Origin of the sequence: Arthrobacter sp. UYCu511 (genome assembly GCF_040547105.1) — a bacterium.
Taxonomy (GTDB): Bacteria; Actinomycetota; Actinomycetes; order Actinomycetales; family Micrococcaceae; genus Specibacter; species Specibacter psychrochitiniphilus.
This window is the reverse complement of the sequence record NZ_JBEPPB010000003.1, coordinates 320,473-335,886: the sequence shown is the minus strand read 5'-3', so window position 1 is coordinate 335,886 and position 15,414 is coordinate 320,473. Positions and strand designations below refer to the sequence as shown.

The following is a 15,414-nucleotide window of genomic DNA, read 5'->3' as shown; positions in this document are numbered from 1 at the left end:
TTTTCAGGAGGCAATTTTTGCCCGCCGGCGTGCGGTCCTAGCCGTTGGCTGGCGCCGGTTCCAGCTCTGAGGCATCCGAGGTAACGGTCAGGTTGGCAAGTTTGGCACCCTCAACGTCAACGTCAGGCAGGATTTTATCCAGCCACTTCGGGATCCACCATGCCGACTTGCCCATCAGGTGCATGGCCGCAGGAACAATGGTCATACGGACCACGAACGCGTCAATGAGAACACCAAACGCCAAGGCAAAGCCGAGGGGGCGCACCATGGTCAGGTGGCTGAAAATGAAGCCGGAGAACACGCTGACCATGATGATCGCTGCGGCGGTGACAACGGGTGCCGCATGTTTGAACCCGGTGCGCACAGCCTGCTTGGCATCCTGTCCATGGGCGTACGCTTCCCGCATTCCTGAGGAGATGAACACCTGGTAGTCCATAGCCAGTCCAAACAGCACACCTATCAAGATGATGGGCAAAAAGCTCAGAACCGCAGCTGGGTTGGGCACATCGAAGATCCCACCGAGCCAGCCCCACTGGTAGACGGCTACGACGCCGCCAAAGGCTGCCACCAGTGAGAGCAAGAAGCCGGCCGTTGCCAGCAACGGCACCAGGATGGAGCGGAAGACCAGGATCAACAGGATCAAGGACAGTCCCACAACAATGGCCAGGTAGGGCGGAAGCGCCGCACCCAATTTCTCGGAGACATCAACATTGGCAGCTGTTTGGCCCGTCAATCCAATGCTCACATCATGATCAGCCAAGATGGTGGCGCCTTCGCTGCGCAGATCATGAACAACCTGGACCGTGCTTTCACTGGCTGGTCCTTCCTTCGGGATGGCCTGGTACACAGCAGTGCGGTTATCCGCGCTGAGCGTGACTGGAACTGCCGCGATGACGTTGGGAACAGAACGCAACTGATCAGCAACATCCAAATTCAGTACGGTAGCTTGTGCTTCATCCAGCCCTGCCGGGAGTGAAGCTACTACGATGATGGGCCCGTTCATGCCCTCACCAAAGTTCTTGCCCGTAATGGAGTACGCCTGGTAGGCGCTGGAATCGACAGGCTCGGAGCCGCCGTCGGGCAGGGCCAAACGCAGACCGGTAGCCGGGATCGCGATGACTACTAGTGCTAAGACAGCGGTGATGAGTGAGATCAGGGGATGCCTGGTGACAAGGCCACCCCAGCCACGCGCGCTGCGAGCAATGTCCGCGGCTTCATCGGCGGCGCCCTGCTCAGTCTTAGTCAAGCCCACCAACGTGGCCTCATGCTTGGCAGTGGCAACAGTATTTTTAGCCCACGCCTTTTTGGAAATGATCCGGGTGCCAATCAGTGAGAGCAGGGCAGGTGTCAGGGTCAGGGCAATCAGCACGGAAACTGCCACGGTGGCCGCCGCGGCCAGGCCCAAGATGGCTAAGAACGGCAATCCCGTCACCGAGAGTGCTGCCAAGGCAATAACCACGGTCAAACCGGCGAAGGTCACTGCATTACCTGAGGTGCCTGTGGCCTTGGCAATGGATTCCCGCACGTCCATGCCCGCCAACAGCTGCTGGCGGTGCCTGTTCACAATGAACAAGGAGTAATCAATGCCTACCGCAAGCCCCAACATCAAGGCCAGCATGGGGGAGATGGAGGACATTTCAATAACCGTGGTCAGGGCCATGGTGCCGCCAACACCAATGCCTACGCCCACAACAGCCATGAGCAGGGGCAGGCCTGCAGCAACAAAAGTACCCAACATGATCAACAGCACGGCAGCGGCAACCGCAATACCTAGCACCTCGGAGATCCCAAACAGCTCCGAGACGTCTTCGACGATCTCCTTGCTGTAGTTCACCGTTACGCCGTCAGTCTCCAGGACGTTGAGCTTGTCCTGAACCAGCTGCCGGTTGGCTGGGGTCACAGCGTTCATTGACTCGGAGAACTGAATCTGGCCAATGGCGGCCTTGCCGTTTTCAGAAACAAAAAGGATACCCTCGGCCGCATCTGCCTTGCGCTGGCCGATCGAAAGTTCGGCCCGCTTGGCAGCCAAGGTGGCCTGCCCGGCGTCGTACTCTGCTTGCCCGGCGTCAACTTTATCCTTGCCGGCCTGCCACTGGGCTTTTTGCGCATCCAGTTGGGCTTGACCGGCGGCGAGCTGCGCGGCAGCCCCCTGGGCTTGTGGGGAGCCGGCCGGAAGGGCCGCAATTTGCTCCTTTTGGGCATCGAGCTGGGCTTGGCCGGCATCTAGTTTGGCCTTAGCTGCGGCAACGCCCTTCAGGCCTGCGTCCAGTTCAGGCTTTTTGGCGGCAGCTTGGGCCTCTCCAGCGGCAAGTTTCTTGGCGCCGTCGGCTAGTTGCGCTGCGCCAGCTTCCTTCTGTGCCGTCACCAGGAAGGGGTCAATGACACCCTTGACGCTAGGAACGGAGGTCACGGACTGCAAGGCCGCGGTGATGTTCTTCTCCTGGGCGGAGGTGAACTGCAATCCGTCAGCACTGGTGAACACCACTGCCCCGGTACCCCCGGAGGCTTCCGGTAGCTCCGCCTGGAGTTTATCCGCCATCTGCTGGGTTTCAGTGCCAGGAATTTCGAAGTTGTTGGACATGGGGCCCATGAACAGTGCAACAGCGCCACCCACCAAACCCATGATGACCGCCCAAGTGGCAATAACCAGCCATGCGCGGCGGGCGGCTAAGCGCCCTAATCGATAAAGCCAAAGGGCCATGATCAATCCGTTCTTTCATGTAGTGCCTGCGCAGAAACTGCGCCAGCGGGTAGACCTAGTTGGGGAAGCCTTGACGAATAAGGGAAATAGCGGCCTGGAGTTTGTTGCGTAGATCGCTCAACGATGCTTGCGTGACATCGGTTCCATGTTCTAAAAACCAGACCAGGAAGGCGGCCCGCCCACCGCCAATAACAGCACCTACCAAGGTGAAGAGGAACAGCTCATCTGTGCCTGCAGGCATCCTGTCCCGGGCGAATTGGGTGATCTTGGTGCTGCATTCATCCCACGCTTGAAGTTGGAAACGGCTGAGCTGAGGGTCCTGGGTGAGTGCAAAAGTTTCTGCCAGTATGCCCAGATCGTGGGCATTACCTAGGGCGGAGAGCGCAATTTGTGCGGACTCCAGAAGCGGCTCGCCAGCCGGGCGGGCTTCCAATTCCACAATGACTTGATCCAGATAGTTCTGGGTGAAGCTTGCAACGGCCGCTTCCACAGAGGAGAAGTAGTTAAAGAAGGTGCGCCGGGATACTCCGGCAGCTTCAGCTACGTCATCCACAGTGAAAGTGTTCAAGTCACCGCTGCGAAGAAAATCTAGTGCAGCTAGTGCGATTGCTTCACGGGTGGCTGCCTTATTGAGCTCACGCCGGGACGGTGCCGCTACCGAGGGAGGATGCGATGCAGGAAAACTCATATTGCTACACTAAGTGCAAAGATGCACTAAGTGCAAGTAGCCATCTAGGATGCGGTTTAGTCGCTGTGGAGGAGGCTGGGTGCCGGCCGCGGTTGGTACCCAGCCTCCCGACCCAGCAGCTCTCAGCCCGGCGGCTCTCAGCCCGGCAGCTCTTAGCCCGGCGGCTCTTAGCCCTGGGGGTTCTGGGAAAGGTAGACCGACTGGCCGGTTGCGCCGGGTTCGCCCGCGCCCAGCGGAATGGCAAAGACTGCGGTGCCGTAGACGCAGACCTCTGTCCAGGTGCCGCCCATTTCCGAGGTGTCAAAGCGGGTGGCAACAATGGCGTTGGCACCCTTCTGCTGGGCTTCGGTAACCATGCGGGCCACAACTTCCTGGCGGCTTTCATAGAGGGCCTTGGTCATTTCGGGCAGTTCTCCCCCGCCCAAGGAGCGGAAGCTGGCGGTGAACTGTGCGCCCACGTGGCGGGAGCGCACGGTGAGGCCCATGACCTCACCAAAGACTGCATCAATCTTGTAGCCGGGCAGGTCGTTTGTGGTGACGATGATCATTGCTGGTCCCTAAAAGTTCGGTGCTGAAAATTCGTTGCGTTAGGAATCATACGTGCCAGTGCTGTGGGGAACTGCCACAGGTGACAGCGCCCTCACGCAAACATCCCGCTAAGGCGAGGTCAGCAGACCGGCCCTAACGGGATGTGTACACGAACAGCGAGCTTGCTTGCGGCTTAGACGTTTGCCGTCTGACGCTTCGGATCAACCTCATCGGCATCCACGCCGGTGTCAGCCGCGGTGGTGGCGCCGGTCAAATCCTGGAGCAGATCATCGGAGTCATCAGCGAACGGGTTGCCATTGCGGGGTGCGTTGTACAGCGCCTCATCCAGGATGTTCTGGCGTTTGGAGACGATGGTGGGGACCAGGGCTTGGCCTGCAACGTTGACGGCGGTGCGGCCCATATCCAAAATGGGGTCAACCGCCAGCAGAAGTCCGACGCCGGCCAGTGGCAGTCCCAGCGTTGACAGGGTCAAGGTGAGCATCACGACAGCGCCCGTGGTGCCTGCGGTTGCTGCTGATCCGAGGACGGAAACCAGCACGATGAGAAGGTACTGGCCCAGGTCCAACTGGATACCGAAGAACTGTGCCACGAAGATGGCTGCAATGGCCGGGTAGATGGCGGCGCAACCGTCCATCTTGGTGGTGGCGCCCAGCGGCACGGCGAAGGAAGCATAGGCGCGGGGAACACCCAAGTTACGCTCGGTCACGCGCTGGGTCAGGGGCAAGGTGCCAATGGAAGAGCGTGAGACGAAGCCCAGCTGCACGGCAGGCCAAACTCCTGAGAAGTACTGCTTGATGGAGAGCCCGTGTGACTTGATCAGGATCGGGTAGACCACAAAAAGCACCAGTGCCAGGCCCAGGTAAATAGCTACTGTGAACTTGCCCAGTGAGCCAATGGTGGTCCAGCCGTAAGAGGCTACAGCGTTTCCGATCAAGCCGACGGTGCCAATCGGTGCCAAGCGAATGATCCACCACAGCACCTTTTGAATAACAGCCAGGGCTGAACCGTTAAGTTTCAGGAATGGATCAGCTGCCTTGCCAACCTTCAGTGCTGCGATGCCGATGACAATGGCAATGACCAGGATCTGCAGGACGTTGAAGTTCACGCTGGTAACGAGGTCGCCAGAGTCAGAAGCCTTAGTTGAAGCACCCAGACCCAGGAAATTGGAGGGGAACAAGCCAATCAGGAAGGCCCACCAGTCACCGGTTTTGCCGGTGTAATCCTTGGGAGTGGCTGTTCCGGTGCCTGCTCCAGGCTGGATAAGCGTGCCCAGCGCAATGCCGATGGTGACTGCGATCAGAGCCGTGATGGCGAACCACAGCAGGGTGTTCCACGCCAAGCGTGCGGCGTTAGTGACCTGGCGCAGATTGGCGATCGAGGAGACAACGGCGGTGAAGATCAGCGGAACCACAGCTGCCTTCAAAATGGAGACGTAGCTGGAGCCGATCAGGCCCAGCGTCGTCATGAGCCCGTTGCTTTCGGTCTCAGGATCAGTGCCAAGCTGGCGGGCGATCAAGCCCAGTACTAGGCCGGCAACAAGACCGGCAATGATTTGTACGCCGAAGGAACTCGCCCACTTGGGCAGTTTTGAGACGCGTGGGGTGCTCGCTGTGGAAGTCATTTCTCTACGGTATGCGGCACACAATAACACTTGGAAATTTGTGTGTCCCGCTGTTACATCGTGCAAGGTATGGCTGCCGCCGGTGCCAAACGGCGTCGCTAGTTTCTCTAGAGCCTGCCAGCTTGGATCACACGGCTAAGAAATTGCTGCGTACGTTCCTCCTGCGGGTTTTCAAAGACCTGCTGGGGTGTTCCACGTTCAAGAATCTTCCCTTGGTGCAAGAAGCACACCTGCGAGGCAACTTCCCTGGCGAAACCCATCTCATGAGTGGCCAAGAGCATCGTCAGCCCATCCACGGCAAGTTCCCTGATCATCTCCAAAACATCGCCAACAAGTTCCGGGTCTAGGGCAGCGGTGATTTCATCGAGCAGCAATACCTGGGGGTCCATGGCCATGGCACGGACAATAGCCACGCGTTGCTGCTGGCCGCCGGACAGCGCGTCAGGGAAGGAGCCGGCCTTGTTCCGCAGACCTATCTTCTCCAGTAGCTCCAAGGCCCGCTGCTCGGCAGCCTCCTTGGATACGCCGCCCACCATGGTGGGGGCTAAGGTGATGTTCTTCAGCACTGACATGTGGGGGAACAAGTTGTAGGACTGGAAGACGATTCCCACATTGCGTCGCAGTGCGTTCAAGTCCACGCCCAGTCCCGTGACCTGATCGCCGTTGACCAGGATTGTGCCCGAATCAATGGGTTCCAGGGCGTTGATGCAGCGCAACAAGGTGGACTTTCCGGAGCCGGAGGCGCCAATAAGGCACACCACCTCATGCCGTGCCACATCCAGGGTGACCCCCTTGAGGATTTCCAGGGAACCATAAGACTTGTGAAGATCGCGAATCTGTAGAAAATGCATAGTTATCCTAACTTGATCCTGAGCGCTGGCGGGCCTGGTCTTTTTCTAGCATCCGGTCAACAAAGCGTGACTGGGGGATAGTTACCACAACGAAGATGATCGCCACCACGGTCACGGGGGACAGGTTGAACACCGCAGAACCAATCAGCCGGGACTGGGTGAAGGCATCAATGACACCCATGACACCAATCAGGGCGGTGTCCTTTTGTAGACCAATGAAATCGTTCAGCAACGGAGGGATGACGCGCCGGACCGCTTGGGGAATGATGACGGTGCGAAGGGCCTGAGGGTATGAGAGCCCCAGGGAGCGGGCGGCAGCCCATTGGCTGCGATGAATTGAATCAAGCCCAGCCCTATACACCTCGGCTACATAGGCGCTGTAAGTCAAGGTGAGGGCAAAGATCGCCAACCAGATCGGTGGCAGATCCTTGAAGAAGGGCACCTCAGCCAAGGACAAACCAAAGCCGACAAGGTAGAGGACAATGATTCCGGGAATAGCGCGGAAGATGTCCGTATATAAAATTGCCAGCACCCGCAGGGGCCGTCCGGCGCGCCCTGGCAACATGCGCATGATGGCAATACCCAAGCCCAGGACAAGGACTAGTACCTCGGCTCCGAGGGCAACACGTACGTTGACCCAAAATGCAGCGAGAACATCTGAGAAGGCCTGTGCGATGAATGCTGGACGCAAAAATGTTGAGGCGATGGCACCGTCTTTGGTGCTGACAAAGGCAACGAGTGTAGCGAGAACCAAAATGGCTGCCGAATAGCCCATGCTCGTCAAGGCTGCTTCCCGGCCGAGGGCGGCATGGTGCCGTGCGCCCACTACATCATGGGAACGCAAGAGCGCGTTGGCCTTTTGGGATCTACCCATGGCCTGAACCGCAGGAATCAGCGGAATGAGAGCCGCCAACCACAGCGCAACAAAGAGTGCCGTGAACAGCCCGGACGCACCGTTGGGATAAATGTAAGCAAAGAGCCATATCAGGGCGTAATAAGACACCGCGGCGGTCAATGCCACCACAGCAACCGCGGCAATAGTAAAGGGCGTTACGGTGGGCGGGGGTGCGTGCAAACTACTCTTTTGCAGGCTGTCACCGGCCGTGGTGGGGTTCGTGGTGCTCATGGGGTGGGGAACACTGGAATCTTGGCCGGATCGCCACCCAACGTGGGTCCAAGCCAGTCCGCTGAGAGCTTCTCAAGCGTGCCGTCCGTGGACATGGATTCGATGGCGGCATCCATGGCCGCCGCGTTCTCTGAACCTTTGGGATAAATGGCGCCGTATTGTTCACCCGTTTTGTACTGTCCTATAACTTCGAGGGCGCCGGAGGAACCGCTGGCAAAACCAAGCATGATGGCAGTGTCTTGAAGGGCGGCGTCAATTTGGCCGGAAGCAACACCTGTCACCATGGCGTCGGTTTCTTGGAAGACCCGTGCCGGTGTGCTCGGGTTGATCTTCTTCTGGACAAACTCCACAGCTGTTGTTCCTAAGGCCACGCCCAGTTTCTTGTCCTTCATGTTCGCAGCTGTCACATCCGCACCCTTTTTGGCCAAGATTGCAACATTGGAATCAAAGTACGGTTTGGAGAACTGGACCACTTTTTCCCGTTCGGCAGTGATGGAGATCTGGGCCATGGCGATGTCGTAATCCTTGGTCTGTCCGGCAACCAGGGCATCAAAAGAGGCATTGACTACTTTGAGTTTACTCAAGCCCGCACGGTGGGCAATATTAGCGGCCAGGCAATATTCAAACCCTCCGGTGATCTTTTCCGGAGAGATACCCTTCCACCAGCCGGGTGAGGGCAGATTTGTCTGAACCGTGAGCGTGTCCGGGGTGACCGGTGTGAGGGATATTGACCCGGCATCGCCGTAGAGCTGGCATTCACCAAAAGCTGCGGGTCCGCCGTCGTTGGCCGCTGGTGTTGAACTGCCACAAGCCGTCAGTGCCAAGCTGGCGGCAGCTACCACCGCTGCCAGAGTTGTGAGTCGATGTTTTGCCATGTGAGACTTCGCCCTTCATTCTTGAAAGAAGACCATAATTACTGACTGGCCATACAGCTAATAAGTAGACTGTGCCGTGTGTCACAGCCAATGTCAACGGCTTGTGTGTAACTTTTTGTTCGCCACCAGTATTTTCGTTGTACGGGATAGGGTTTCGGTTATGAAGAGGATGAATGCCCAAGCGCGCCGGGTTGAGGTACTGGCAGAGACTGTCAAGCAAATTCGAGAAAAGGGAATGCAGGCAGTTCGGATTGCTGATGTGGCTGACGCTATGGACGTTAGTTCTGCACTGATCATTTATCACTTCGAGACCAAGGAAAGGCTGCTGATTGATGCACTGACTTACGCAGCGGAAAGGGACCTGCTCAAACTAGGGCGGATCATGCGAGGTTCTGGCTCTCCTGCCGAACTCCTCATGGCGGCCTTGGAGTGGTATGCCCCAACAGGGCAGGCTAGGGGGTGGCAGATTTGGGTTGATGCATGGTCCGCCGCCATGCGGGACGTGGCGTTGGCGGAGGTTTTGGTAGACCTTCATCGGCAATGGAATAAGGCGATTTCCAGCGTCATTGATGCGGGGGTTTCGGACGGGGTCTTCCAGTCCAGTAATTCCCTTGAGGCAGCTACGCGCTTGACTTCTTTCCTGGATGGGCTCGCCGTGCGGATGGTGGTCCATAAGGAGCCCATCAGTCGCGCAGATTTGCGTGCCTGGCTGGTTCGCCAAGTTGCCTGGGAACTGGCTGTGGACCAGTCCGCGTTGAGTGCGGTGGCGCCTGAAAAATAGGGCTCTTGACAAGCTTCTCTGCTACGTGAATACTGACTAATCATTCAGTAAGAATGTTCTCAAAAGCGAGGAGCCATCTCATGCCGGTCAGTGTCCAGGATGAAATGCGCCCAACACCGCGCCCGCCGCTGATGGAAGTGACATGGACCGATCCGGTAACCGGCTATAAGGGCTTCCTGGTGATTGACAGATTGGTCCGGGGCGTCTGTAGTGGCGGGCTTCGCATGCGCAAAGGCTGCACCTTGGAGGAAGTTCGCGGCCTTGCTCAGGGGATGACCCTTAAAGAGAGCCTGCACTACCGTCCGGACAGCGCTTACGTTCCGCTTGGTGGGGCGAAGGGCGGCATTGATTGCGATCCGCATGACGTGCACATGCGTGGCGTGCTCAAGAGATACTTACAAGGCGTCAGTGCCTTAATCAAAGCTCACTGGACCATGGGCGAAGATCTGGGGTTGCAGCAGAAGCTCATCGATGAGGTGCTGAGCGAGCTAGGCCTTGAAAGCTCCGTTCAGGCCATCTACCCATTGCTTGAGAATTGTGAAGAAGCCATAGAACGGCTCAGCCAGGCATTCACCATCACAGTGGATGGGATTGGTCTGGATGAGCTGGTTGGTGGGTTGGGAGTTGCCGAATCCGTATTGACGGCCTTGGATAAAATTCAGCGCCCCCATGCTGGATCACGGGTGGTGATCCAGGGGTTCGGTTCCATGGGCGGGGCAACGGCTAGATACTTGGCGCGGGCATCAATGATTGTTGTGGGAATTGCAGATGCCAACGGCGTGATTGTGAATCCGGCGGGGCTGGATGTGGAAGCAATGCTCGCCTCACGAAATTCATTCGGCGAGATTGACCGTGCATGCCTGCGCGCTGAGGACACGCAGTTGCCGCCCGAGCAGTGGCTTTCCGTTCCCACGGATGTTTTGGTGCCGGCTGCCATCTACTACGCCATTACCGCTGAGAATGCGCAAGAGGTGAGCGCCTCGTTGATAGTCGAAGCGGCCAATATGCCTGTGCTTCCTGAGGCGGAGAGCCTGCTTATTGCGCGCGGCGTCCACGTAGTACCTGACTTTGTTGCCAACTCCGGAACTAACGCCTGGTGGTGGTGGATGCTCTTTGGTGACATAGACGCCGATGCCGAACAGTCAGAACGGAAAATTCGCACCGAGATGCGCAGAATCGTCACGGACATGTTTGACCGCTCGGCAGCTGAAGGCATTACTTTGCGTGAGGCTGCGTTGGCCTTCACTGCCGATCAATTGCTGGCCATTGAGACGGCGTTCGCCCCAGTCTGATAGTAAAAAAGCGGCGGTTTGACTACGCCTTCCTCTGAGTAGCAAAGATGCTTCTCACTTCTAGCATGCGATTGGACCTTAGTGACACTGGTTGAAGGACAGGCCGTGCAGCCTGATATAAATCAGCAACCCACAGCCGTGACACCGCGAACAGGGCCTGTTGCCGTCACAGTGGGTGTGGGATTCGTTCTCCTCTCGGCTGTTGCTTTCGCGAGCACTCCAGCGTTTGTCAGACTCGCCTACACCGCGCAGCTCAACGGGCTCTCCCTTGTGGCGTTCAGATGTTTGATCGCCGCCATTGTCTTGTGGCTGGTGTCACGGCTCATGCGAGAGAAAAACGTGGCCAGAAGTATTGCCTGGCGGCTGATACTGCTCGGTGCGCTGCTGTTCGGACCGCAGATGTGGGCGTACTTCGCTGCGCTGGAGCGGCTGGATACCTCGATCACGGTGGCGATCATCTACATATATCCGGCTCTTGTTGCCATACTTGTGGCTCTGCGCGTGCATCGATTTCCCAGGGTTGCAGAAATCTTGCTGCTAGCCCTTGGCTTGAGCGGTGTGGGGATTATTGTTTTATCAAATTCCGTGGGGATCGGTTCTAGTGCTGGGATGATGTTGGCCGTGGTGACCGCGGTGGGGTATGCCTTCTACGTTTTTGCGGCAGGTGCAACGGTGGGGGACACTCCGCCGTTGACGGCAGCCAGCCTGGTATTGCTAGGTGCTGGCGTGTCTAGTGTCATTGCCGCGCTGTTGACTGGGCAGCTGGAATTTCCCTCGTCTGGTCTTGGCATGGGATACCTTGCCCTGCATGGGGTGGTGATTGTCCCCATCGGGTTGGCCGCTTACTATGCTGGGCTGAAACGGCTGGGGGCTACATACACCTCACTTGTGGACACTTCACAGCCGGCACTTGCTGCCCTGATTGGAGTTGCTGCGTTGGGGGAGCGGCTGTTGCCTGTACAGATACTGGGTATTGTTGCCATTATTGCGGCAGTGCTGGGCCTGCCAGTGATGGCACTCATCCAGTCTCGAAAAAGCAGGAGGAGGGGTGCTGGCACTAAGAATATGGCCACGAAGACGTGAACCTTGAGCTGTTTGTTGCGCAGCTTGCGTGGCGCTTCCTGACACCTTCCGTGTCCGCTGAGGGTACGGCCTTGTGCTTACGCCCCGGAGAATTTTGAATCTACCCTGAACAGCTACTGCTCTGGCGCGGGTTAGAGTCAAAGCAGTATCCACATTGTGAGAGAGAAGATTGAAGCTATGGCTCGTCCAAGTGCAGTTGCAGAGCGGCGTCACCAGATTCTGGAGGCAACGCGCTTAGTGATCTCCGAACGCGGATTTCGTGATCTGAGAATTGCGGACGTGGCCAAGATTGCCGGTTACAGCACCGGCACGGTGCACTATTATTTTGCCTCCAAGGATGAGCTGTTGGTTGAAGCCTTCCGTTTCCAATATGAGCAATCTGTGGAGCGCCGGGAGAATTACCTTGCGGAGGACGACGACCCGGTTCAGCGGCTTCGCAAACTTGCCAGCGGCTATCTCCCCAGCTCTGATGTCACCATTGAGTCATGGCGAGTGTGGCTTGAGCTGTGGGTTTCTGCGTTGCGTTCGCTGCCGCTGGCCGCCATCAATGATGTCTATTACGGTGACTGGCGCCGTGCCGTCCTTGAGGCTGCCACGGAGGCCCGCGACGCGGGCCTTCTGGATATTCCGGATCTGGCGGCATTTTCAGACGCCTACGTGGCTATGATGGACGGTTTGGCAATCCAGGTTCTGATTGGGTCAGCGCACATGACCCTTGATCGGATGCAAGCCACCTGCACGGCGTTTATTGACAGCTTTCTCCCGCAGTAGCAAGCCCGCACTAGCTGAACCACGGTGGCAGGGCCTTACCGTGCCCACTTGGCCAAACCTGAACCCAGCCTGAATCCGCATGCCGGATCGGGTTGCTTTGCAGCGCCACGAAGGTGCCCGGGCCCTACCGAAGTCCGGCCCAAGCCCGGCCCAAGCCGTGCCCAGGGAGATGCCCGGACTGGCGGCCCTGAGAGAACCCGGCGAAAAATTGGCATTGACAAACATCGTGAACTGCGTCACAGTTCTATTGATAACTGACTGATTAGTTAACTATGGAAGTTGGACCTTAAAATGGCACGAAGGTACAAAGTAATGGCAGGAGCGGCAGTGTTGGCGCTCTCCCTTTCCGCGTGTGGCGGAGCCGGAACGGCTTCGGATGAAAAGTCGCTCACTGTCACCATGTGGGGCGGGCAAGCCCAGTCTGCACATGTGGCTAGCTACTTCACCCCCTGGGCTGCGGAGAGTGGTGTGACCATCAAGGAAGATTCACCCACTGACTACGCCAAGATCGAGACCCAGGTCAATGCCGGCAAGGTCAACTGGGGAGTTGTTGAAGTTGAACCCAACTTTGCCAATACTGCCTGTGAGAAGGGCTTGCTGGAGAAGCTGCCACAACGAGTCATTGACGCCGCCAAGGCCGCCGGCGTTCCCGAGGCCCAAATGGGCGAATGCGCCATCCCGAATCTGCAGTACACGTTCAGCATTGCGTACAACACTGAGGTGTTTGCCGATAAGCACCCCACTAACTGGGCCGAATTCTTCGATACGAAGACTTTCCCGGGGAAGCGCGGCTTCTGGAAGTACGCCACCGGCGGACTGTTTGAGGCAGCACTGCTGGCCGACGGCGTCCCGGCAGATAAGCTCTACCCGCTGGATCTGCCCCGAGCCTTTGCCAAGCTAGACACCATCAAGAAAGACATTGTTTGGTATGACACCGGTGACCAGCAGACCCAGCTGGTGGCCAGCGGGGAAGCGCCTCTGGTGCAAGCCTGGAATGGCCGCATCACCAAGGCCGCAGCAGAGGGCCAGGCCGTGGCCAATGACTACGGGCAGAACCTCATCTCCTATGACCAGGTAGTCATCCCCAAGGGATACCCCAACGCCGAATTGGCCGCGGACTGGATGGTCTGGTTCTTGGGTAACGGGCAGGCCCAAGCGGACGACGCCGTCGCATCCGGTTATGGTCCTGTCTCCAGTGACGCGATTGGCTTGGTTCCCGAAGCTGATCGCAAGGACCTTGCCGGCAGCGAAGAAGTCTCCAAGGATTCCGCCGGGCTCATTGACTACTCATACTGGGCCAAGAACTATGATTCGGTCACCGAAGAGCTCAATAACTGGATCGCCAAATGAGTGTAGCCGCAGGGACCAGGGCAGCCCTGCGGCAGCCGGCGCCCCCCTCCTTTGCCAGCAAGATCAAAAACTTCTTGCGCATTGACGGGTGGGGTGCGCTAGTTCTGCCGCTGCTAGTGTTCCTCATCCTGGTCTTTATCCTCCCGTTGTTTGTCATGCTCCAAAAGAGCTTCACCGACCCCACATTTGGGTGGCAGAACTACACGGCAATTTTTGCCCAATCCGTCTATGTGAAAGTTTTGGGCAACACGTTCTTGACAGCGGCAATTGTCACAGCGGTAACGTTGCTCCTGGCTTTCCCCTACGCATACCTGATGACACTGGCAACACCGAAGTGGCGCACAGTGATGTTGGTTTTGGTGCTTGTGCCTTTCTGGACAAGTATTCTGGTCCGCAGCTTCGCCCTGGTCCTGCTCTTGCGTGACACAGGCGTACTAAACTCGCTGGCACAGGATGCGGGTCTCATCGCTGAACCCGTCACCATCATCCGCACCATGAGCGGAGTGGTGATTGGTATGGTCCAAGTGGCCTTACCGTTTGCCGTCTTGCCGATCTATGCCACCATGCGAACCATTGACCGCCGCCTGTTGCAGGCTGCCGAAGGGTTGGGCGACCGCCCCTCAGGGGCGTTCTTGCGGATTTTTGTTCCGTTGAGCCTGCCAGGTGTTGCGGCGGCAATTTTGTTGACCTTCGTCCAGGCCTTGGGTTACTACATCACCCCGGCATTGTTGGGTGGGCCAAAGAACACCATGATTGGTGAATTGATTGTCCAGCAGGTCAGCACAGTCCTGCGGTTCGGGTTTGCTGCGGCGCTGGCTACCATGCTGCTTGTCACCACATTCCTCCTCATTGGCTTGGCCAGTAAGTACTTTGACCTGCAAAAGCACTTGATGGGACAATCATGAACCGCATCCTTGCAAGAACGGCCTTGATTCTCCTCGCCGCGATCATAGGACTGTACCTGCTGTTGCCCGTACTGGTGGTGGTCCCCATGTCACTGTCCAGCAGCTCCTTCCTTACCTTCCCGCCCAAGGAACTCTCCTTGCGCTGGTACCAGCAATTGCTTGATGACCCCAGCTGGGGACGGTCGGCCTTCGCTAGCCTCAAAGTGGCGCTACTGTCAGCCACCGTCTCAGTAATTTTGGGAACGCTGGCCGCACTAGCTCTGGTGCGTGGCAGGTTTCCGTTCCGCAACGCCGTCACGGCAGTGCTGCTGGCACCACTGATTGTGCCGTACGTGATTGTTGGCTTGGCCGTTTACATAGCGTTCCTTAACTTGGGGCTGACCGAGACCACGCTGGGCTTTGTCTTGGTGCACACCTGCTTGGGCGTCCCATACGTCATGATCAACGTTTCCACCGGGTTAGTCTCTGTTGACCGCCGGCTGGAAATGGCCTCCATGAACCTCGGTGCCGGGCCGGTCTCCACCTTCTTCCGGATTACCTTGCCGCTCATTCTTCCCAGCGTGCTCGCGGGGGCATTGTTCGCTTTCATCACCAGCTGGGATGAAGTGGTGACCGCCATTTTCCTCTCGGGCCCCGATATGACCACTATGCCGGTAAAGATGTGGTCCGGCATACGTGTCCAGGTGGACCCGGCAGTAGCCGCAGTCTCCAGCCTTTCCCTGCTGGTGATCATTTCAACGTTCCTTTTGATGGGTGCAGTAAAAATGATCCGAAAAATGATTGACCGTCGAGCGTCCCTGACCATGAACGAAGGAATATGA

Annotated in this window: 14 protein-coding genes; 7 read left to right on the top strand and 7 right to left on the bottom strand. The window is 57.6% G+C overall.

The features are described 5' to 3' along the window. Positions 1-37 precede the first annotated feature (37 nt). The 7 genes from ABIB48_RS07095 to ABIB48_RS07065 form a co-directional block, all read right to left on the bottom strand. The gene (locus ABIB48_RS07095; protein WP_354212546.1) at positions 38-2,701 is read right to left on the bottom strand and encodes an MMPL family transporter; all 2,664 of its coding nucleotides are present in this window, start codon (positions 2,699-2,701) and stop codon (positions 38-40) included. Between the two features lie 55 nt (positions 2,702-2,756). After that, positions 2,757-3,389: a TetR/AcrR family transcriptional regulator gene (locus ABIB48_RS07090; protein ID WP_354212545.1), complete on the bottom strand. Its 633-nt coding sequence runs from the start codon at positions 3,387-3,389 to the stop codon at positions 2,757-2,759. 167 nt (positions 3,390-3,556) lie between these two features. Next, entirely contained in the window at positions 3,557-3,937 is a 381-nt protein-coding gene (locus ABIB48_RS07085) for a YbjQ family protein (RefSeq protein ID WP_110104531.1), read from the bottom strand. A gap of 173 nt (positions 3,938-4,110) precedes the next feature. Then, a complete protein-coding gene (locus ABIB48_RS07080; protein WP_354212544.1) occupies positions 4,111-5,559 on the bottom strand; it encodes a dicarboxylate/amino acid:cation symporter in 1,449 nt (482 codons plus the stop codon). A 107-nt stretch (positions 5,560-5,666) separates the two neighbouring features. Beyond that, entirely contained in the window at positions 5,667-6,410 is a 744-nt protein-coding gene (locus ABIB48_RS07075) for an amino acid ABC transporter ATP-binding protein (RefSeq protein WP_110104529.1), read from the bottom strand. A 7-nt stretch (positions 6,411-6,417) separates the two neighbouring features. After that, positions 6,418-7,536: an amino acid ABC transporter permease gene (locus ABIB48_RS07070; protein ID WP_110104528.1), complete on the bottom strand. Its 1,119-nt coding sequence runs from the start codon at positions 7,534-7,536 to the stop codon at positions 6,418-6,420. Continuing rightward, entirely contained in the window at positions 7,533-8,411 is an 879-nt protein-coding gene (locus tag ABIB48_RS07065) for an ABC transporter substrate-binding protein (RefSeq protein WP_354212543.1), read from the bottom strand. The genes ABIB48_RS07070 and ABIB48_RS07065 overlap by 4 nt, the downstream gene beginning before the upstream one ends. Before the next feature lie 160 nt (positions 8,412-8,571). Here ABIB48_RS07065 and ABIB48_RS07060 point away from each other — a divergent pair, with 160 nt between their 5' ends. The 7 genes from ABIB48_RS07060 (at position 8,572) to ABIB48_RS07030 (ending at position 15,414) form a co-directional block, all read left to right on the top strand. Continuing rightward, positions 8,572-9,192 carry a TetR/AcrR family transcriptional regulator gene (locus tag ABIB48_RS07060; RefSeq protein WP_354212542.1) on the top strand — a complete coding sequence of 207 codons (621 nt, stop codon included), beginning with the start codon at positions 8,572-8,574 and terminating at the stop codon, positions 9,190-9,192. Positions 9,193-9,272: 80 nt separating this feature from the next. After that, a complete protein-coding gene (locus ABIB48_RS07055) occupies positions 9,273-10,484 on the top strand; it encodes a Glu/Leu/Phe/Val dehydrogenase dimerization domain-containing protein (RefSeq protein ID WP_354212541.1) in 1,212 nt (403 codons plus the stop codon). Positions 10,485-10,622: 138 nt separating this feature from the next. Continuing rightward, a complete protein-coding gene (locus tag ABIB48_RS07050) occupies positions 10,623-11,567 on the top strand; it encodes a DMT family transporter (RefSeq protein WP_354212540.1) in 945 nt (314 codons plus the stop codon). A gap of 177 nt (positions 11,568-11,744) precedes the next feature. Then, positions 11,745-12,338 carry a TetR/AcrR family transcriptional regulator gene (locus ABIB48_RS07045; protein ID WP_110104524.1) on the top strand — a complete coding sequence of 198 codons (594 nt, stop codon included), beginning with the start codon at positions 11,745-11,747 and terminating at the stop codon, positions 12,336-12,338. A 312-nt stretch (positions 12,339-12,650) separates the two neighbouring features. Further along, complete coding sequence (locus ABIB48_RS07040) at positions 12,651-13,688, top strand: ABC transporter substrate-binding protein (RefSeq protein ID WP_211315072.1); 1,038 nt, start codon at positions 12,651-12,653, stop codon at positions 13,686-13,688. Further along, positions 13,685-14,593, top strand: a complete 909-nt coding sequence (locus tag ABIB48_RS07035; RefSeq protein ID WP_110104522.1) for an ABC transporter permease — start codon at positions 13,685-13,687, stop codon at positions 14,591-14,593. Before ABIB48_RS07040 ends, ABIB48_RS07035 begins: the two co-directional genes overlap by 4 nt. After that, positions 14,590-15,414: an ABC transporter permease gene (locus ABIB48_RS07030; protein WP_110104521.1), complete on the top strand. Its 825-nt coding sequence runs from the start codon at positions 14,590-14,592 to the stop codon at positions 15,412-15,414. The genes ABIB48_RS07035 and ABIB48_RS07030 overlap by 4 nt, the downstream gene beginning before the upstream one ends.